18 protein-coding genes are annotated in these 21,473 nt (G+C 33.4%); 14 read left to right on the forward strand and 4 right to left on the reverse strand.

The genetic code is table 11. From position 1 onward, the window contains the following. The first annotated feature begins 14 nt into the window (after positions 1-14). The 8 genes from VGE71_RS01310 (at position 15) to VGE71_RS01345 (ending at position 14,023) form a co-directional block, all read left to right on the forward strand. Positions 15-3,200 (forward strand): SusC/RagA family TonB-linked outer membrane protein, encoded by a 3,186-nt coding sequence (locus VGE71_RS01310; protein ID WP_331136683.1) that lies wholly within the window; start codon positions 15-17, stop codon positions 3,198-3,200. A 12-nt stretch (positions 3,201-3,212) separates the two neighbouring features. Then, the gene (locus VGE71_RS01315) at positions 3,213-4,730 is read left to right on the forward strand and encodes a SusD/RagB family nutrient-binding outer membrane lipoprotein (RefSeq protein ID WP_331136684.1); all 1,518 of its coding nucleotides are present in this window, start codon (positions 3,213-3,215) and stop codon (positions 4,728-4,730) included. 58 nt (positions 4,731-4,788) lie between these two features. Further along, positions 4,789-5,811, forward strand: coding sequence for a glycosyl hydrolase family 18 protein (locus VGE71_RS01320; protein WP_331136685.1), 1,023 nt, complete (start codon positions 4,789-4,791; stop codon positions 5,809-5,811). 139 nt (positions 5,812-5,950) lie between these two features. Further along, positions 5,951-7,888 (forward strand): glucosamine-6-phosphate deaminase, encoded by a 1,938-nt coding sequence (gene nagB, locus VGE71_RS01325; RefSeq protein ID WP_331136686.1) that lies wholly within the window; start codon positions 5,951-5,953, stop codon positions 7,886-7,888. Positions 7,889-8,040: 152 nt separating this feature from the next. Continuing rightward, on the forward strand, positions 8,041-10,101 hold the full coding sequence (locus VGE71_RS01330; protein WP_331136687.1) for a beta-N-acetylhexosaminidase: 2,061 nt from the start codon (positions 8,041-8,043) through the stop codon (positions 10,099-10,101). 412 nt (positions 10,102-10,513) lie between these two features. Then, positions 10,514-11,212: a DUF3592 domain-containing protein gene (locus VGE71_RS01335; protein ID WP_331136688.1), complete on the forward strand. Its 699-nt coding sequence runs from the start codon at positions 10,514-10,516 to the stop codon at positions 11,210-11,212. 261 nt (positions 11,213-11,473) lie between these two features. Next, positions 11,474-12,247: a TlpA disulfide reductase family protein gene (locus VGE71_RS01340; RefSeq protein WP_331136689.1), complete on the forward strand. Its 774-nt coding sequence runs from the start codon at positions 11,474-11,476 to the stop codon at positions 12,245-12,247. Between the two features lie 156 nt (positions 12,248-12,403). After that, entirely contained in the window at positions 12,404-14,023 is a 1,620-nt protein-coding gene (locus tag VGE71_RS01345) for an ABC-F family ATP-binding cassette domain-containing protein (protein ID WP_331136690.1), read from the forward strand. A 137-nt stretch (positions 14,024-14,160) separates the two neighbouring features. Here VGE71_RS01345 and VGE71_RS01350 read toward each other — a convergent pair whose 3' ends face one another. The 4 genes from VGE71_RS01350 to VGE71_RS01365 all read right to left on the reverse strand — a co-directional run bounded on the left by VGE71_RS01350 (position 14,161) and on the right by VGE71_RS01365 (position 16,547). Further along, the gene (locus VGE71_RS01350) at positions 14,161-14,334 is read right to left on the reverse strand and encodes a hypothetical protein (protein WP_186296638.1); all 174 of its coding nucleotides are present in this window, start codon (positions 14,332-14,334) and stop codon (positions 14,161-14,163) included. 493 nt (positions 14,335-14,827) lie between these two features. Beyond that, the gene (locus VGE71_RS01355; protein ID WP_331136691.1) at positions 14,828-15,223 is read right to left on the reverse strand and encodes a VOC family protein; all 396 of its coding nucleotides are present in this window, start codon (positions 15,221-15,223) and stop codon (positions 14,828-14,830) included. 52 nt (positions 15,224-15,275) lie between these two features. Continuing rightward, on the reverse strand, positions 15,276-15,662 hold the full coding sequence (locus VGE71_RS01360) for a helix-turn-helix domain-containing protein (RefSeq protein ID WP_276381816.1): 387 nt from the start codon (positions 15,660-15,662) through the stop codon (positions 15,276-15,278). 162 nt (positions 15,663-15,824) lie between these two features. Continuing rightward, entirely contained in the window at positions 15,825-16,547 is a 723-nt protein-coding gene (locus tag VGE71_RS01365) for a hypothetical protein (protein WP_331136692.1), read from the reverse strand. Between the two features lie 212 nt (positions 16,548-16,759). Between VGE71_RS01365 and pyrR the strand changes: the two genes are divergently transcribed. From pyrR to pdxH, 6 genes are all read left to right on the forward strand, one after another. After that, positions 16,760-17,299, forward strand: coding sequence for a bifunctional pyr operon transcriptional regulator/uracil phosphoribosyltransferase PyrR (gene pyrR / locus VGE71_RS01370; protein ID WP_144219125.1), 540 nt, complete (start codon positions 16,760-16,762; stop codon positions 17,297-17,299). An 81-nt stretch (positions 17,300-17,380) separates the two neighbouring features. Then, positions 17,381-18,022, forward strand: a complete 642-nt coding sequence (locus tag VGE71_RS01375; RefSeq protein ID WP_331136693.1) for a DUF6891 domain-containing protein — start codon at positions 17,381-17,383, stop codon at positions 18,020-18,022. An 81-nt stretch (positions 18,023-18,103) separates the two neighbouring features. After that, complete coding sequence (locus VGE71_RS01380) at positions 18,104-19,030, forward strand: aspartate carbamoyltransferase catalytic subunit (protein ID WP_012026510.1); 927 nt, start codon at positions 18,104-18,106, stop codon at positions 19,028-19,030. A 325-nt stretch (positions 19,031-19,355) separates the two neighbouring features. Further along, entirely contained in the window at positions 19,356-19,685 is a 330-nt protein-coding gene (locus VGE71_RS01385) for a ribonuclease Z (protein ID WP_144219127.1), read from the forward strand. A gap of 92 nt (positions 19,686-19,777) precedes the next feature. Then, positions 19,778-20,683, forward strand: coding sequence for a ribonuclease Z (locus tag VGE71_RS01390; RefSeq protein WP_331136694.1), 906 nt, complete (start codon positions 19,778-19,780; stop codon positions 20,681-20,683). 80 nt (positions 20,684-20,763) lie between these two features. Beyond that, positions 20,764-21,408: a pyridoxamine 5'-phosphate oxidase gene (gene pdxH / locus VGE71_RS01395; RefSeq protein ID WP_331136695.1), complete on the forward strand. Its 645-nt coding sequence runs from the start codon at positions 20,764-20,766 to the stop codon at positions 21,406-21,408. Positions 21,409-21,473 lie beyond the last annotated feature (65 nt).

The following is a 21,473-nucleotide window of genomic DNA, read 5'->3' on the forward strand; positions in this document are numbered from 1 at the left end:
AAAATAAAATAAACATGAAAAAAATTTTCTCAATCTTTATGATTGTTTTTACGGCGCAATTTATGTTTGCCCAAGTAAAGACAGTCAAAGGTTTGGTAACAGACCAGAAAGGTTTGCCATTACCAGGTGTGACGGTTCTTGTTAAAGGATCAAACAAGGCAAGTCAGAGTGATTACGATGGATTGTATACAATTCAGGCGTCTAAAAATGATGTTTTGGTTTTTTCTTACATCGGATTTAAATCACAATCAGTTACTGTAACAGATGCTTCACAATTAAATGTATCACTTGCTGAAGATGCTCAGAATCTTAATGAAGTTGTTGTAACCGCATTAGGTATTAAGAGACAGAAAAAAGAATTAGGTTATGCTGTTCAGGATGTAAAAGGTGATCAATTAAACAAAGTAATTACTACAAACGTTGCAACAGCACTTTCGGGTAAAGTTGCTGGTGTTGATGTGTCTATTCCTGCTACAGGTGTTGGTGGAAGTACTCGTGTTATTATTAGAGGTATTTCAAGTATTGGTGAGAGTAATCAGCCACTTTACATTGTTGATGGTGTGCCAATTGACAACTCAGGTTTGTCTAATGATCAGGCAGCTACAAGCAAATGGTTTGATGGTAGAGATAGTGGAGACGGAATCTCAAGTATCAACCCAAACAATATCGAAAGTTTAACGGTTCTTAAAGGAGCTGCTGCAGCTGCTTTATATGGTTCTAGAGCGTTAAACGGTGTAATTTTGATCACTACTAAAAAAGGAAGTAAAGGAGCACTAAAAGTAGAACTTAACAGTGGTGTAAGTTTTGACCGTGTAAATGCTAAATACAGTGACTATCAAAAAGAATACGGTTCAGGATCTAATGGACTTTTACCAGATCCAGCAAGACCTACCGAAGTTTACAGTTATACTACAAGTGCATGGGGACCTAAATTTTCTGAGACAGTAGGACAACAAGTTGTAATATTTGATGGCTCTATGAAACCTTATGCAAAAGTTGATAATAATATTCAGGACTTTTTCAGAACTGGGGTTACAATGACAAATGGAATCTCTTTATCGTCAGGTAGTGAAAATGCATTTGTACGTTTCGGATATAATAATTTAAAAAATGATGACGTAATTCCGAACACAGGTTTAGAAAGAAACGATGCAAGTTTAAATGCAACATTAAAATCTGAAAAATTTACTTTAGATGCTAATGTGAATTACATGGTAGAAAACACCAATAACAGACCAGGATTAGGAGATTCTCCAAACAACGTTGGATATGCTTTAAGCGGTTTGGCTCCAAATATTGATCAAGCATGGTTGAAAAATTCTCAAAATCCTGAAACTGGTGCAATGTATCAATGGAATAACAATGTGTACTCATTGAATCCTTATTGGATTGTAGACCAAAATCATAATGCAACTAAGAAAAACCGTTTCATGGGTAATGTTACAGGAACATACCAGTTGAAAAAATGGGTTGGATTAACTTTTAGAACTGGTTTGGATACTTATACTTTTGATTCTAAAGATTTCATGGAAGGTGGAAATACTTGGCCAGGAAGAGATAATGGTTACTTAGGTATAGAAGGAATTAAAGTTTCGGAAATGAATACGGATATCATTGCTACTTTCAGTGATATTAAATTAGCCAACGATTTCACTTTTTCTGGAATTTTAGGTACTGGTAGAAGAGATTTTAGAAGAGAACAGAACTCTAGATTCGCAACTAACATTATCGAGCCAGGAACAGAGTATATTAGTAATTTCTCTAATCAAACAGAAAATGCTCCTTTAGAAACAAAAACAAGAACGAACTCTGTTTATGGTTCTGCAAAATTTGATTATAAAGGATATTTATATGCTGAATTTACAGGAAGAAATGACTGGTTTAGTGTAATTAATAAAGATGCTTTTTATCCTGCAGCTTCTATGGGATTCATCTTCTCTGATGCACTTGGACTTCAAAGCGATACTTTCTCTTATGGTAAATTAAGAGGTTCTTGGGCGCAAGTTTCAAATGCTCCTGGAGCTTACAAAAACGCATTAAACTATACAACTTATTCTTCATATAATGGAGGAAGCGTGGTTAACATTAAAAATACTTCTGCACCAAATCCAAATTTAACATATCAGTCTAAAACAGGAATTGAGTTTGGTCTTGAAACAGCTTTCTTCAAAAACAGATTAAGAGCAGATATTACAGTATATCGTGAAGATACTTCAGATCAAACTATAGATTTACCTTCATCTGCAACTTCTGGATATGAATTTATCTCTGTAAATGCTGGTAAGTTACGTAACGAAGGTATCGAGGTATTTTTATCTGGTACCCCAATCAAAACAAAAGATTTTGAGTGGGGAATTGATTTGAACTTCTCTAGAAATAAAAACTCAATCTTGTCTTTACATCCAGATATTGATACTTATACAATTTCTGAAGCTCGTTGGGCTGGAGCTGCAATTGTTGCTCAGGTTGGAGGACAATACGGAACTATTATGGGGAAAGATTTCTTGAAAACACCATCTGGAGAAAAAATTGTAGGAGCTAATGGTATGCCTCTGTTTACAGATAATAAAGTGGCTTTAGGAAAAGGTCTTCCGGATTGGGCAGCAGGTTTAACAAATCGTTTCTCTTACAAAGGAATTACGCTTCAGTTCTTAATTGATATGAAATTTGGAATGGATGTATATTCTATGACAAATGCACTTGCAGCTCAAAAAGGTCTTTTGGATATTACAACAGAAGGTAGAGATGCTTACAATGCAGCAAGAGCTCAGGCTGTTGCAAATGATCCGAACTTTAGCCAGTCAACTTGGGTTCCTACTGCAGGTTATGTAGTTAAAGGTGTGGTAAACACTGGTACAGCAGAAAATCCAAATTATGTACAAAATACAACCCCTGTAAATCCTCAGGATTACTGGAGCAGTGTTTTCAATAATACACCAGCACCGTTTGTTTATGATGCTTCTTACGTAAAACTTAGAGAGGTAAGTTTAGGATATACAATTCCTGGAAGTGTTTTCGCTGGTTCAAAAATTAGCTCAATTTATGTTTCAGCATTTGCTAGAAATCTATTGACTTTTAATAAAGATTTACCAAACGTAGATCCTGAATCTATGTATACTTCAGGTAATGGGCAAGGTTTTGAATATGGTTCTTTACCATTTAGAAGATCGTATGGTTTTAATCTTAAAGTTACATTCTAAAAAATAGAAATTATGAAATTTAAAAATATATTATTAGCTGCACTTGTAACTTTTGCTACGGTAAGCTGTACAGACAACTTTGACGAATTGGAAAAAGATCCAGTTGCGTTATCTGCAAATCCTGCAGGACAGCTTTCATTTACTCAATTGTGTATGTCTGGTGACGGATACTACCAATGGAGAGCCAATCTTATCTATTCTGGAGGATTTGTACAGCACTATGCAGGAGCATGGAATGTAACAGAATTTGGAAGCAAGTTTAAGAAAAACGACGACTACGCAACTGCATTGTGGAGAAACGGATATGCTAACGAGCTGAAAAGTATCGTAGATGTTCTTGAAAAAACAAGTGGAAAAGCGGATATGGTAAATATGAATGCTGTTGCAAAAATCATGAAAGTAATGATTGCGCAGCGTATCACAGATTTATATGGTGATGTTCCGTATTCAGAAGCAGGTTTAGGTTTCTCTAAAGGAATTGTAACTCCGAAATACGATAAGCAACAAGATATTTACAACATGTTCTTCAAAGAATTAGAAGAAGCTTTTGTACAGTTAAATGCAAATGGTGGTGCTATTAAAGGAGACTTGTTTTATAATGGAGATGTTTCAAAATGGAAAAAACTAGCTAATACGATTCGTTTGCGTCTGGCAATGAGAATTTCGGAGGTTAGTGCAGCAGAAGCAGAAAAACAAGCAAAAGCAGCATTTCAAAATGGTGTTTTCGAAAGTAATCTTGATAACTGTATCATGAAACATTTGGATTATCCTTTTAATGATACTCCTGGAGCACTTGATTTTAGAGGAAATGGTCTTTCTTATGCGCTTATCGGAAACGAAAATGGAGATCACTTTAGTTCTCTAATGATCAATTTCTTAAAAAATAACGGAGATCCTAGATTAACAATGCTTGCAACTCCAAAAACTGGTGGTGCAGCAGGTGGTGCTCCTCTTCCTGGAGAAGATTTGTACATAGGAAATACTCCTGGACTTTTTCAATGGGAAATGCCTGGTGGTTCTAACGCAATCTCTGGAATTCAGCCTTATTTAAAACTAAGAACAACGCCGTTTTTACATGTAAGTTATTCAGAATCACAATTGTTATTGGCCGAAGCTGCATTTAGAGGATGGGTTACTGGTTCAGCAGCTGATTATTATAAAAAAGGTGTTGAAGCAGGTATCAGACAATTAGAAATTTACGGAGCGGCAGCACCAACTGCGGCAGCTATCAACACGTATTTAGCGGCAAAACCATTAGTTGCAGGATCTGAAAAAGAACAAATTGCAACTCAGCTTTGGGTTACTTATTTATTCAACAGTATTGAAGCTTATTCAAACTGGAGAAGAACAGGATTCCCTCAATTGCTTCCAATTACAAATCCAGATTCTGAAACAAATGGTGTTACGCCAAAACGTTTATACTATCCAAATGATGAAATGCAGAAGAATGGAGCTAATTATACAGAAGCTTTGTCCAGAATGGGAGGAACAAACGACTGGCTGAACAAAGTTTGGTGGGATGTAAACTAAAAAAAACTAGAGTTATGCCTAATAAGGTATTATTTAAATCTAATTAAGATTAAAAATTATGAGTAAAAATAAAGCCTTGTTAGGCATCCTCTTTTTCATAAGTTCGCTTATTTCAGTTTATAGCTGCACTTCTCAAAAAGATTCAGAAAATGATGATGTTAAACAAAAAAATGCTAGAGTAGTAGGATATCTGTCTACGGATAATTTTGATAAAATGACTTCAATTCAGTTTTGTAAAATAACGCATTTGAATGTGGCCTTTGCAAATCCTGATAAAAACGGAAATCTTGTTTTTTCAGGAGATATTGATGGACTTGTCAAATATGCAAAATCGGTTAATCCGAATATTGTAATCAGTATTTCTTTGGCTGGAGGTGTAATTTCAGAAGAACAGGCATCAAATTGGTCTTGGTTAATCGATAAGCCAGAAAAGAGACCTGTTTTAATTCAGAACATTGTAAATTTTGTAGACCTTCACAAGTTGGATGGTGTTGATGTAGATTTAGAATGGGATGCTGTAACAGTCGGATATAGTGGTTTTGTTTTAGAATTGAAGAAGAGTCTTCTAGAACGTAAAAAACTAATGACTGCAGCATTACCAAATAATTCTCGTTTCGAAAACATAAGCGCCGCTGCTTTACAGGCTTTTGATTTTATAAATGTTATGGCTTATGACAGTACTGGTCCTTGGGCACCGAATAAACCAGGTCAGCATAGTTCTTTTGCTTTCGCTAAAGAGGGAATTGAATTTTGGAAACTCCAAAATGTTCCAAGTGAAAAATTAACTCTTGGAGTTCCTTTTTATGGTTACAATTTTACTAATCCAGAAGTTACAAGTTCTAAATACGGAGAAATTGTGGCAACAGGAAAACAATTTGCAGAACTTGATGAATTGGGTAAAATATATTACAATGGCAGACCTACAATTGTTCAAAAGGTAGAATACGCCGCTCAAAATACAGGCGGAATTATGATTTGGGAATTGTCGCAAGATTCTTTTGATGAATACTCTTTATTGGAAGTGATTCATAAAAAATATACTTCCTTAAAAGTAAAAACAACAAATCTCTGTGGCAACTAAATCACTGTTTTAACAAGCGTCAAAAAAATAAAAATCATAAGGTTTTAAGTTTGGTTAGTAGTAAATGGTATAGGCAGTAAAAGCTGTCTATACTGTTTCTTAAAATCAAAATGGTAATTACTACAAAAAAAGAAAAGAAATGAAAAGTGCTTTAGAAATAAAACCTGATATCAGTTACAAGAGCGCCGGAAAATTTGAAGAAACTCGATTTGAAAAAATTCATAACGAAATCTTCAAAAGTTCTGTTGAAGCTTCTGTAATTGTAGCACAGGAAATTGCGCAGCTAATTCGATCTAAACAGGACAAAAATAAATCTTGTGTATTAGGTTTGGCTACAGGTTCTTCTCCTATAAAAGTTTACGAAGAACTGGTGAGAATGCATAGAGAAGAAGGACTAAGTTTTAGCAATGTAATCACTTTTAATTTGGATGAATATTATCCAATGACAAAAGAGAACAATCAGAGTTATCACTATTTCATGCATGAGCATCTTTTTAATCATATTGATATAAAACCTGAAAATATTAATATTCCAGATGGTACAGTTGCGATTGAAGAAATCAATCAGTATTGTATCGATTATGAAATGAATATTAAAAATGCAGGTGGTCTTGATTTTCAGTTATTAGGAATTGGACGAACAGGTCACGTTGGTTTTAACGAGCCAGGTTCGCACATCAATTCAGGAACCAGAATTATTACATTAGATCATATTACAAGAGTAGATGCTTCGTCTGCTTTTAACGGAATTGATAATGTGCCAAAACGAGCCATTACAATGGGAGTTTCAACCATTATGAGATCAAAACGTATTGTTTTGATGGCATGGGGACAAAACAAAGCCGATATTATCAAAAGAACTATTCAAGGTGATATTAGTTCTGAAGTTCCAGCCACATTTTTGCAAAACCATCCTAATGCGACTTTCGTTTTAGACCAATCGGCGGCGACAGAATTAACCCGTTTTAAAACTCCTTGGTTAGTTGGTGAATGTCTTTGGACTCCTGAAATGAAAAGCAAAGCCATTGTGTGGTTATGTCAAAAAACAAAACAGTCGATTTTAAAACTGACTGACCGTGATTATAATAATAACGGAATGTCTGATCTTTTGGCACAAGAAGGTTCAGCTTATGATATGAACATTAATATGTTTAATATTTTACAGCATACCATTACAGGATGGCCAGGAGGGAAACCAAACACAGATGATTCTCATCGTCCAGAAAGAGCAAATCCGGCAAAAAAGAGAGTGATTCTTTTCAGTCCACATCCAGATGATGATGTGATTTCTATGGGAGGAACTTTTTCTAAACTAATCAAACAAGGTCATGATGTGCATGTGGTGTACCAAACTTCAGGAAATATTGCGGTTTCAGATGATGAGGCTTTAAAATTTGCAGAAGTTGCGAGTGATTTTGTTGGAAAAGACAAAGCAGATATCAACTTCAAAGCTGTAATTGATTTTCTAAACAATAAATCGGAAAACCAAATTGATTCTTTAGAAGTAAGAAAATTAAAAGGACTCATTAGAAGAAGAGAATCTTATGCAGCCACAAGATATATTGGTTTAAAAGATGAAAATACGCATTTCTTAGATCTCCCTTTTTATGAGACAGGCCAAGTAAAAAAGAATCCGTTAGGCCCAGAGGATATTGAGATTGTAAAAGAGATTATTGCCAAAATAAAACCACATCAGGTATTTGCTGCTGGTGATCTCGCAGATCCGCACGGCACGCATGAGGTTTGTTTGAATGCCATTTTTGCGGCTTTAAAAGAATTGAAACCTGAACCTTATATGAATGATTGTTGGCTTTGGCTTTACAGAGGAGCTTGGCACGAATGGGATATTCATGAAATAGACATGGCAGTTCCGTTAAGTCCGTCAGAGGTTTTATTAAAACGTCATGCTATTTTACATCATCAATCTCAAAAAGACAGAGTGATGTTTCAAGGAAATGATTCGCGTGAGTTCTGGGTAAGAGCAGAAGACCGCAACAAGAATACGGCCATTTTATACGATGAATTAGGTTTGGCCGAATATGAAGCTATTGAAGCTTTTAAACGTTTTGATTACTAATTAATTTTTACTGATTCATTTGAAAATGAATCGAATAACAAGATTCGGATTGATCTCATTGCAAGAGTGAGGTAAAGCAGAAGACTCTCTGAATTTTGTTTATTTTATAAATCTAGGATACTTAAAACCTATCCAAACCAAAAAAAAGAAAAATGAAATATCTATTTGTACTATTGTTTGCAAGCATATCTGCAGGCGCTCAAATTCAGAAAGAGCAGCTCAATCTTATGCCGTGGCCTCAGAATGTTGTTATTAATGAAGGTAATTTTGCTTTGAATAAAAACTTTAAAGTAAATATTACAGGTAATCCCAATCCAAGAATTTTTGGAGGAGTAACACGTTTCTTACGCCGCTTAGATGGTAGAACAGGTATGTTTTTCCAACAAGGATTCATTACAAAATTAAACGAGGTTCCAAACGCAGAATTACAAATCAACTGTACTAAAAGTGGTAAAATTGGTTTGTATGAAGACGAAAGTTATCATTTAGATATTACATCAAACAAAATTACGCTTAATGCTTCGAGCGATTTAGGAGCTTTGCATGGTTTGGAAACATTATTACAAATGCTTCAAAACAATGCTTCATCGTATTATTTTCCAGCTTCAAAAATTTCAGATTTTCCAAGATTTACTTGGAGAGGTTTAATGATTGATGCTTCAAGACATTTTCAGCCGGTTGATGTAATCAAAAGAAATATAGATGCTTTGGCTGCAATGAAAATGAATGTTTTTCACTGGCATTTGGTTGACGATCAAGGCTGGAGAATCGAAATGAAAAAACACACCAAGTTTATCGAATTAGCATCAGATGGACTTTATTATACACAAGAGGAAATTAAAAATATCGTAAAATATGCAGATGAGCGCGGTATTTTAATTGTTCCAGAAATAGATGTTCCAGGTCACGGATCGGCAATTTTGACGGCTTATCCAGAAATTGGCAGTAAAGTAATTACTTTGACAGGAGGAACAACCGAAAAAAATATTCAAGGTACAGCAATCGCTACCTATGGAGTTGAAAGAAATGCTGGTATTTTTTCACCAACATTAGATCCTTCAAATCCTAAAACATATCAAATTTTAAGTGAAGTTTTTGATGAGGTTTGTCCGTTATTTCCAGGAGCTTATTTCCACATTGGTGGAGATGAGAATGAAGGAAAGGATTGGGATGCAAATCCGAAAATTCAAGAATTTAAAAAGAAACACAACTTAAAAAACAATCACGAATTACAGACTTACTTTACCATGCAGTTGGCTCCAATGTTGAAAAAACACGGAAAACAATTGATGGGTTGGGAAGAAATCTTAACTAAAGATTTATCTAAAGAAGCTATTGTTCATTCTTGGAGAGGTCCAAACGAAGGAATGACTGCTGGGCAATCTTTGGTAGATGCTGTGAAAAAAGGATATAAAACAGTTCTGTCAAATGGTTATTATATTGATTTAATGTATCCAATTGCAAGTCATTATCTAAATGACCCAATGCCGAAAGGAGCAAATTTAACAGCAGAAGAAAAAGCAAGAATTTTGGGAGGTGAAGCAACCATGTGGACAGAATTAGCGACATCTGAAACAATCGATTCGAGACTTTGGCCAAGAACAGCAGCAATTGCAGAAAGACTTTGGTCTGCTGAAGATATTACTGATGTCGAAAATATGCGTAAACGTTTAGAAACGGTTTCTTTTAGATTAGAAGAATTAGGTGTTACGCACATTCGCAACAAAGATGTGATTTTAAGAAATATTGCAAACAATCAAGATATTAAAGCGCTTGAAGAATTTTCATATGTAAGCGAGCCATTAAAGGGATATACTCGTAACAAAGGCGGAACAGAATATCAAATGTATTCTCCGTTTACTTTATTCGCAGACGCTTGTGGTCCAGATTCAAAAGATTCTTTAGCATTTGATGCAGCAGTAAGTCAGTATTTAGCCAATAAATCTGCAGAGAATAAAGCCAAAGTTGCGGCATTTTTCAATAAATGGATTGCGGTACACAAAGATTTGACAGCACTTAGTGCCAATGCACCATTGGTACAGCCGATACTTCCTTTGTCTAAAAAGTTAAGCGATGCTTCGCAGGAATTATTATTGGTTTTGGATAATAAATCAGCTTCTGGTAATTTGAAAAAGCTAGTAGAAGATTGTAATACAAAAGATCATGCAGATGTAGAACTGGGTGTTTATACAAGCTTGAAGAAATTATTGTAAAATTAGTTTGAATTAGTGTTTAGTAATTTATTGCCATTATTGATTTAAAATGATTTATCTCTGCCAGAAAACAATTTGGCAGAGATATTTACAAAGATGTTTTGCTGGTCAATTCCATTTGATCGGTTTAAGATATATTTTCAAGAGTTAATAACAAAGTTCATGAAAATTAATTGAGGTAAAATTTTTGGTGGGTTAAAATTGAGTTTGGTTATTTATTTTTTAATCTAAATTTTATTTCAAAACAATGTACCGAGTTTAGGTAATTTGTTATTTGGTTTTTACCTATACGAGGACATTTATAAAACCTGGCAATTCGTTGTCAGGTTTTTTTATTAAAAAAAAGTTTCAATTTATTAGGAAGAAACTCTTTTAACTTTATTTTTACCACAACTAATCAAACCCATAACTAATGAAAATATTTTCTATTTTTAATTTTGTGTTCTCTATTGTTGGCGCTGGCCTAATGGCGGGCGCAATTTATCTTTATGTAGACAAACAAGCTTTTTTAGCGAAAGCAGAAACCGTACAAGGAACTGTTACAGAACTGATACCGAAACGTTCTAAGGAATCAACAACTTATAGTCCAGTGGTTTCTTTTACAACAAAAACAGGTCAAACTATTACGCATCATTCATCAGTAAGTAGCAGTCCGCCGAGTTATGATGTAGGGGAGAAAGTAGAAGTTTTTTATGATCCAGCGAATCCTAATAAAGCAGAAATAAAAGGTTTTGTGTCGCTTTGGCTTGGCGTACTGATTTTAGGAGTAGTAGGGACAGTTTTCTTTTTAATAGGTTCTTTGGGAGTTTTATTCCGTTGGCTTAAAAAAAGAAAAACGCAAAATTTACGCGAAACCGGAAAACCTATTGCAGCAAAATTTACACAAGTGCAATTAAATACTAATCAAACATTAAACGGTCGAAATCCTTTTCAGATTTTGAGTCAATGGCAAGATCCTCAGACCAACGAATTGTATGTATTTAAAAGTGATAATATTTGGTTTGATCCTACAGATTTTGTAAAAACAGATACGGTTAGAGTTTTCATTGATCCCGAAAATCCTTCAAAATATACTATGGATATTTCTTTTTTACCTGTTTTAAAAAATTAGAAAAAAAATATAAATAATGAACCTGACAGTTTTTTGTCGGGTTTTTTTATGTTTGAAAAATTTCTAATATTCCTGCAAGTTTGTTAATTCAATAAAAACTATCGTCAATGATTCTTCATTTCAAAATTGACAGTTTCACAGTTTCTCATAACGTAATGTGCCTTAAATTAAAACCTTTGCGAACTTAGCGTAAACCTTTGCGCCTTTGCGGTTAAAAAACTTTCATTACTTTTGAAATAAAATACAATTGTTTCAGAATCCATGCATAAATTCATAAGTTTAATCACTTTCCTTTTAATTTTCTCTTTAAGTTCAGCTCAAACTAAATTCGGAAATCCAGAAGTTGATCCCATTCAAATTCAGAAAACGTACGAACAATGGTCGGTGTATCAGAATAAAAACATCATGCTTTCTAGAGATTTTAAAGCTTTGGATTTTTCATCAAAAGAAATTTCAAAAGAAACTTTTTTAGATCAATTAGCAAATGGAAATTTTATTCCAATTCGATTGAAATCAGAAGCGAATATTTACATTTACAAGTTATTCAAAATTCAGCCCAAAACCGATTCAAGCATAAAAGCAACAATCAATCAAATTGGTTTTGATGCTTATAAAAACTTCAAAATGGAAGGAACTGCTTTTCCTCAATTTTCATTTAAAGATTTGAACGGAAATTTGGTTACCAACGAATCCATGAAAGGAAAAATCATCGTAATAAAATGCTGGTACATTCACTGTGCGCCCTGCATTAGAGAATTTCCTCAAGTGAACAAATTAGTTGAAGATTATAAAGACAGAAAAGATATTGTTTTCATGAGTTTAGCAGAGGATTCACAAGAACAATTAAAAGTGTTTTTGGCTAGAAAACCGCTATCTTATTCTATAATTCCAGATATGAAAGAATATATGAATACTGCTTTACAGCTAAATTCTTTTCCAACACATTTTATCATCAACAAAGAAGGAAATATTTCAAAAGTACTTCCAAATTTTGAGAGTCTAGAAGTTGCTTTAGCGAAAGAAAGTAAATTGTGAAGTTTTGAACCATATAAGTAATATAAGAAAATTTAAGTTTTGCTAAAATGAACTTATATTACTTATATGGTTAAATAAAAAACTTAGCACCTTTGCACCTTTGCAACTCTGAACCTTTTTCCGTACTTTTGCACCAAATTAATTAAAAAGACATTCATGTTAACAGTCAATAATTTATCAGTTCAATTTGGTAAAAGGATTTTATTTGATGAAGTAAATACAACTTTCACTCATGGAAATATTTACGGAGTTATTGGAGCCAATGGTGCTGGAAAATCTACTTTCTTAAAAGTTATTTCGGGCGATATCGATCCAACTTCTGGTCACATTCATTTGGAGCCAGGAAAACGTATGTCGGTTTTAAACCAGAACCACAACATGTTCGACGAACATACTGTTTTGGAAACCGTTTTAATGGGGAATAAAGTTTTGTATGCTGTTAAAAAAGAAATGGATGAGCTTTATTTAGATTATAACGATGCAAATGCAGATCGAATTGGAGAGCTTCAAGTTCAGTTTGAAGAAATGAACGGATGGAATGCCGATTCTGATGCAGCTGCGATGTTGTCTAACTTAGGTATCACAGAAGCAGATCATTATACTTTAATGGCAGATATGGAAGGAAAAATGAAAGTACGTGTGCTTTTGGCGCAGGCACTTTTCGGAAATCCTGATTTACTGATTATGGATGAGCCTACCAACGATTTGGATTTCGAGACAATCGCTTGGTTAGAAAACTTCTTAGCAAACTACGAAAACACTGTAATCGTTGTATCTCACGACCGTCACTTTTTAGATGCGGTTTGTACACATATTTCTGATATTGATTTCGGAAAAATCAATCACTACTCAGGAAACTATACTTTCTGGTACGAGTCTAGCCAATTAGCGGCAAAACAACGTGCGCAGCAAAACAAAAAAGCAGAAGAGAAGAAACAAGAGTTGGAAGAATTTATTCGTCGTTTTAGTGCAAACGTGGCGAAATCGAAACAAGCAACTTCTCGTAAAAAAATGATTTCGAAATTGAATATTTCTGAGATCAAACCTTCTAGCCGTCGTTACCCTGCGATTATTTTCGATCAGGATCGTGAAGCTGGAGATCAAATCTTAAACGTAGAAAACTTATCTGCTTCTGTAGAAGGAGAAGTTTTATTTAAAGATATTAACTTGAATATGGCAAAAGGCGATAAAATCGTTCTTTTCTCTAAAGATTCACGTGCAACAACTGCTTTCTACGAAATCTTAAACGGTGAACAAAAAGCAGATTCTGGAACTTTTGACTGGGGAATTACAACAAACCAAGCGTATTTGCCAGCTGAAAACCACAAATACTTCGAAAATGATTTAAGCTTAGTGGATTGGTTACGTCAATACGCTAAAACGGAAGAAGAGCGTGATGAGGTTTTCATTAGAGGTTTCTTAGGGAAAATGATTTTCTCTGGAGAAGAAGCTTTAAAAACATCTAGAGTTTTATCTGGAGGAGAAAAAGTTCGTTGTATGCTTTCTAGAATGATGATGGAACGCGCTAACGTTTTAATGCTAGACGAGCCAACAAATCACTTAGATTTGGAGTCTATTACAGCTTTCAACAACTCATTGAAAAACTTTAAAGGTTCTGTAATTTTCACAACACATGACCACGAGTTTGCACAAACTGTTGGTAACCGAATTGTAGAATTGACACCAAGCGGAGTTATCGATCGTTACATGACATTTGATGAATATCTTGATGATGAGAAGATTCAAGAGCAAAGAAAGAAGATGTACAATCTTTAATATTTTAAAATCCAAATTTAGAACTTACAACTTTGTCAAAGTTTTAAACTTTGACAAAGTTCAATAACCATAAAAAAATCCCAAACTCCAAGTTTAATTGGAATTTGGGATTTTTTAATTTGTAGATTTTATTTTATTTATTTCTTGCCAAACATTTTAGCAAAGATCCAGATAATAATCGCAATGATAAAGATTACGATAAAAATCCCGAATCCCATTCCGGCTTTAAAAATGTCTCCAACTAGTTCACAGCTTGTAAATGAAAATAGTATTACGAATACCATTAACAATCTAAGTATTTTATTTTGCATGATTTTGAGTTTTTAAATTGCTTTCATAAAATTACTTCACGAATCGGGCAAATGTGTTATATAATTTTTGAGAAATGTTTTAGTATTTGGATTTGATAATTTTTATTTCCAAAAATACGAGCCCGATAATAACTAAGATTTCAGCCAAAAAATAAGCAATTCCAAAAATCGAAATGTTTTGGTAATAATAAAGTATAATTCCAAATGTCAAAATGCAATAAAGAATATTGGCGGTACAGATTATTTTTAAATAAGATTTCCAATTTCGCTTGACGAAAAAATAACAACTGATGGAATAAACGAAGAAAATCAAAGCAAGTATTGAAAGAAGTTCGAAAACATCTTTTGATAAACCGAAAAAAGCATTGAAATTTCTGAGAACAAAATAGAGTAGAAAAGTAGTTAGCAAAGCTCCCAAGCTGTCTAATAGAAAAATGTTTTTGGGGTTAGATATAAATTGTTTACTACTTTTCCTCATACTATTTATTGGGTTTTACAACATTTCAATAAGCTGAATATTATTGCCGCAAGTATCATTTAAAATAGCAATTTTAACCGTTCCCATTTCAGTAGGTTTCATGCTAAATTCTACGCCAAGATTTACAAGTCGGTTGTATTCTTCTTCGATGTTATCAACGTTGAATTGTGTGTATGGAATTCCAGCTTCGAAAAGGGCTTTCTGATACGTTTTAGCTGGTTCAAAATGATTTGGCGATGGTTCTAATAAAATCTCAGTTCCAAATTGTTCTTCCTTCGAAACGACTGTTAACCATCTATTGTTTTCACTCAAAGGCACATCATGTTTTTTTATAAAACCTAGTTTTTCTGTATAAAATTGTAATGCAATCTCTTGATCTTGAACTGGGATTCCGATAACTTTTACTCTCATCTTTTTATGTTTTTAAATTGATTGATGCAAAGTTTGTAAAATCAATTCCGACTTACTTTGCGAAAATTGCTCTTTTTTGAAATTCCATTGGAGCGATTCCAATTTTGGTTTTGAATAAAGTACTAAACGAACTCGGACTTTCAAACCCAACTGCAAAACAAGTTTGAGTTACAGGCATTCCATTTCGTAAGTATTCTTTAGATTTTTCTATTCTTCTGTCAATCAAATATTGCATGGGCGTCATGCCGTAATATTTTTTAAATAAACGCAATAAATGGAATTTAGATGTAAATTGTGAATCAGAAAGAACATCCAAATTCAGTTCTTGTTCAAAGTTGTTTTCAATGAATTTCTTCGTCCGAATTACAGTTTTAATCTGTCCTTCGTTTTTGTAGCAGATTTTGCTGATGCGATTTATTTCTTGTTGGTAAAAATTCATTTCTTGTTCTTCTGATAATTCATGTTATTTTCTCTAATTTTTGAGTTCTTGAATTCGATTTAAAAGTACTTAAAAATCAGAGATATGTGTTGTATAATTTTTAGGGAAATGTTTTAGGATTTGGATTTACAATGTTATTTCAGAAGTCTTTTTTTAGAAAAATTAATGACTTAAATCCTCTTCTGCTTCATATTGGTTTTCAAAAATATCTTCGTAAGAAATTTTAATTCTACATTTTGTCAGGAGATCATTGCAATCATTAAGATATTTTTTTTGTTTCGGTGATAAAGTTTGCCCATCATTTATCTTTAATAGAGAAGTAGATGATCCAGAACTTATTACATGTTTTGATAATCGTTCATAAGAAAGCGATATATAATCTTTATCTGTCAATTTTTGATCTATAAGTTTGCCGAAATTGGTGAAACTGACATTGTCAAAAATAATTTCCCAATTTTTGATAATTAAAGGACCTGGTCCTTGATTTGATAGTATTATGTTTAAATTATTATATAAACGATCATAGTCAAAGTGAGGAAATGGCATATTTTGCCTTTTAATTAATTCTTTTTCTTGTGTAAATCTTTCATTATCGCGTTGAATATTTTCTCGAATGTTCCTGTCTTCAATTTCATGAATTTTAACCGCAATTTTTAATGTTATGTAAATGCTGATTATAGAAAAGACTACCGCTAGTAAATTAAAGAAAGTTCCTAATACTCCACCAATATAGTCACCAAAAGCCCCCCATATAGCCTGGCTTTTGGAAATTTCACCATCAAAATTGCAAAAGTAAGCCATTATAGTTATTAAACTAATTAATCCACTTGAGATGCATAATATTGCTACAAATTTTTTTATTATTTGCGAATTTACTATTTCCATATCTTTTAAAAATATTTTTAGATTTACTGTTTAGCTAAAATATAATTTTAAATATATATTATTGATTAATGGAAAAAAATCTTGAATTGCCATTTCAGCTTTTTGTTAATTTTTTATATTTTAATTTTTTTTAAAAAACATTTCCCGTTTCAACACCCCAACAAATAAAATCAGATTCCGTATATTTGCCCGACCAATCATTACAATTAATTATGAGCCAGAAAGTATTACTTAATTCAAAAGAAGTTACTATCATACTTCACCGTTTGGCTTGTCAGTTAATCGAAAAACATCTTGATTTTTCAAATACTATTTTAGTGGGAATTCAGCCAAGAGGCGTTTTTTTAGCTGAACGTTTAAAACAAATATTAGAAAACGAATACCAAGTTCCTGAAATTTCTTTGGGTTATTTGGATATTACTTTTTTTAGAGATGATTTTCGTCGTACAGAAAAACCACTCGAAGCCAACAAAACTCAAATCAATTTTATAGTCGAAGACAAAAAAGTCATTTTTATTGATGACGTTTTGTTTACAGGTCGAAGCATTCGTTCTGCATTAACTGCCATTCAATCTTTCGGAAGACCTTCAGAAATCGAATTGTTAGTTTTAATTGACAGACGTTTCAGTCGTCATTTACCAATTCAACCCGATTATCGCGGTCGTCAGGTAGATGCTATTAATGGCGAAAAAGTGATTGTAAGCTGGAAAGAAAACGACGGCGAAGATGTAGTTCATTTGGTTACAAATTAGTTTAATCGGTTCACCGGTTAATTGTTTAATCGGGAAAACGACATTTTAACGATTAAGCAATAAACGATTAAACAATAAAGCATGACAGAGAACGAAGAGTTTATTTATGAGTCAATTTTTAACCAGGTAAGAATGGGATTTCTTTCTATTGATGATATCAAAGAAAACATCATGGAAGAAATTGAAGATAACGAATTTGAAGATGAAATCTCTGAAGCTTGGGCTTTTGAAAAAATCGACGAAGAATATCAAAAGTTATTAGAAGAAAGTAAAAATTGGGAAAGCCCAACAGATACTGAAAAACTTATAAATGCGTTTGATGATTTATGCGATCAAAATATCATTGCGCTTCATAATGCTGGATATACCACAAGCGACGGAGAATACGAAGTAGTCGAAGTCGAAAGAGATCTCAGAAATAGCGGCGTAGAATCTGACGGTTATTGCTTTTATCACGAACAAGATTTGGCGAGAGCTGTAATGCAAGATGATCCGAGTTTGTTTATCGCTTTTCAAAAAGTGGATAATTCTGATGAAGCTACGACAATTGAAGTTGGAAATAAAGTAGCAAAAGTTCTAAGAAATAATGGTCTTGAAGTAAAATGGGATGGTTCTGCTAAAAGAAAGTTAGAAATCCCAGGTTTCAGATGGAAGCAAATTTATGATGAAGACGGAAGAGATTTACAGGATTACAGCGAAGTTGTTGAAAGAATGACGGAATAGAGTAGCTGCTCTTTAAAGAAGCATAGAATGTCGAATATTTCGTCATTCAGTAATTTGACCAATAATATTAAAGAAAGAAAAATGAAAGAATTAAGCGTAGATCATTTATTAGGTATAAAATATATCAATGAAAATGATATTAACCTGATTTTTGAAACGGCAGATCATTTTAAAGAAGTCATTAACCGACCAATTAAAAAAGTTCCTTCATTACGAGATATTACCATTGCCAATATTTTTTTCGAAAACAGTACCAGAACCAAACTCTCTTTCGAATTAGCGCAGAAACGTTTATCTGCTGATGTGATCAGTTTTTCTGCAGCTCAATCGTCGGTTAAAAAAGGAGAGACCTTGATTGATACTGTAAATAATATCCTTTCGATGAAAGTTGATATGGTTGTAATGCGCCACTCCAATCCCGGAGCGGCTTATTTTTTATCTAAAAATGTCAAAGCAAGTATCGTAAATGCAGGTGACGGAGCGCACGAACATCCAACTCAAGCTTTATTAGACAGTTATTCGATCAGAGAAAAACTAGGAGATGTAGCGGGTAAAAAAGTGGTGATTGTGGGTGATATTCTGCATTCGAGAGTAGCTTTATCCAACATATATGCTTTGCAAATGCAAGGTGCAGAAGTAAAAGTTTGCGGACCAAAAACCTTAATTCCGAGATATATCGAATCTCTAGGCGTTACGGTTGAACCGAATCTTCGTAAAGCTTTAGAATGGTGCGATGTTGCGAATATGCTTCGTGTACAAAACGAACGTATGGACGTAAACTTCTTCCCATCAACACGTGAATATGCACAACAATACGGAGTAGACAAACCGCTTTTGGATTCTCTTAATAAAGAAATCGTAATCATGCACCCAGGACCAATCAATAGAGGAGTAGAGATTACTTCTGAAGTTGCAGATTCTGATCATTCTGTGATTTTGAATCAGGTTGAGAATGGTGTAGCGATTAGAATGGCGGTTATTTATCTTTTGGCGTCTAAAATACAGTAGATTTAGTGTTCAGTCACAGTCGCAGTTTTCAGTTAATGGAAACTTAAAAACTGGGACTAAAAACTTTTTTAAATAGATAGTTTACAGTCTCAGTTTTCAGTTAGCGAAACTTAAAAAAGTAAGACTAAAAACTATTTTAAACGGAAAGTTTGAAGTTATAGTGAGAAACTGAATACTGAAAACTGCGACTGAAAACTCTTTTAAAGAGATAGTTTACAGCCATAGTAAGAAACTGAAAACTGTGACTGCGACTGAAAACTATAAAAAAACTTCGTACCTTAGCTCTCAGAAAATCAATTTTTATACAAGCCCCATACATTAAAAAATGAAAGTAGATCAAAAAGGACATACCGTTACTATTAAAGACACACAGGGAGATGTAAACGCTTTCCTTGAAAATGTGACGCAGCAGTTTAAAACCTTTGAAAAACAAAATATTATAATCGATTTGTCAGCTGATGCGATTACAGAAAAAGATTTAAAAGCTTTTTTACCGCTTTCTAAAGCACATAAAAAAGCAAAAAAATCTTTTGTAATTGTGGCTTCTGATCTTGATTTTAATGCTATTTCAGATAAGTTAGCCGTTGTTCCTTCTCTTTTAGAAGCACACGATATTATCGAAATGGAAGAAATCGAAAGAGACCTCGGATTTTAAATATTGGTTTAATTGTTTATTCGTTTAACCGTTTAATCGATTTGATTTAATTTTAGACGATTAAACGATTTACCAAATAAACGAATAAACAATTGAAACTAACAATACTTGGCTGTTATGCCGCAACTCCACGAACACTTACAAACCCGACTTCGCAGGTTTTAGAAATCAGAAACAGATTGTTTTTAATTGACTGTGGCGAAGGAACTCAGGTTCAGCTTCGAAAGAATAAGATTAAATTCTCTAAAATTAATCACATTTTTATTTCCCATCTTCATGGAGATCATTTATATGGATTGATTGGAACAATTTCGACTTTTTCACTTTTAGGAAGAACAACCGATCTACATATTTATGGTCCAAAAGGAATTAAGGAACTGATTCTGCTTCAATTAAAATTGACAGAATCATGGACAACTTATTCTTTGTTTTTTCATGAATTGGAATCGAAAGAAAGTGAAGTTGTTTTTGAAGATAATAAAGTAATTGTCAAAACAATTCCGTTAAAACATCGCGTCTATACAAACGGATTTTTATTTCAGGAAAAACCTGCCGAACGAAAATTGAATGTAGAAGCTGTTCAGCAGTATGATATTCATGTGGCTTATTATCAAAAAATAAAAAACGGAGGAAATGTTACATTAGATGACGGAACTGTTATTGAAAACAAGAAACTGACTTTTGATCCAGAACCTATAAAAAGTTATGCTTTTTGTTCGGATACCGTTTATAATGAAGAAATCATTCCAGTTATTGCCAATACTGATGTTTTGTACCACGAATCTACGTTTTTAGATTCTGAAGCAAGACTTGCGGAAAAAACACTTCATTCAACTTCAAAAGAAGCAGCGACTATTGCATTAAAAGCGAATGTAAAACAATTAATTTTAGGTCATTATTCTACACGTTATGACGGAATTGAGCGTTTTAAAGAAGAAGCGGAAACGATTTTCCCGAATGTACTTTTGGGTGATGACGGAGTTTTATTTGAGTTTTAAAAGGTGCAAAGCTGCAAAGTGACAAAGTTTTTGAACTTGAAACAAAACAATCTAAAATCAACAATCTAAAATAACAAATCATGAGTGATTTAAGTAATTATAGAAAATCTTACGAGAAAAGTGAATTGCTTGAAAGTAATATTCCAGAAGATCCCATTAATCTTTTTAACCGTTGGTTTCATGAAGTGGAAGATTTTGGTGGAAGCGGAGAAGTAAACGCCATGACCGTTTCGACAATTGGTTTGGATGGATTTCCAAAATCTCGAGTGGTGTTATTGAAAAAATTCTCAGAAGAAGGATTTATATTTTATACCAATTATAATTCTGAAAAAGGAAAAGCAATAGAAGCCAATCCCAATGTTTGTTTGTCATTTTTTTGGCAGGAAATGGAACGTCAGGTTATTATAAAAGGAATTGTACAGAAGACTTCAGAAATAATTTCAGATAATTATTTTGATTCACGTCCAGAAGGAAGTAAGCTTGGTGCTGTAGTTTCGCATCAAAGTGAAGTTATTCCCTCAAGAACTTTCTTAGAAGAAAATTTGAAAAAACTGGAGACAGAGTTTGAAGGAAAACCGATTCCGAGACCTGAAAATTGGGGAGGATATATTGTCACACCGTTACAGGTAGAATTTTGGCAGGGGAGAGCAAATCGTCTGCATGACAGAATACGTTATACCAGTCAATCTGACTTTTCATGGAAAATTGAGCGACTTTCTTCTTAATATGTAGGAAAAATATATTACTATTAAAAAATCGAATGCATTTCATCGATTAAATTTGTAGTTTA

This window comes from Flavobacterium sp. (genome assembly GCF_036405015.1).
GTDB lineage: Bacteria > Bacteroidota > Bacteroidia > Flavobacteriales > Flavobacteriaceae > Flavobacterium.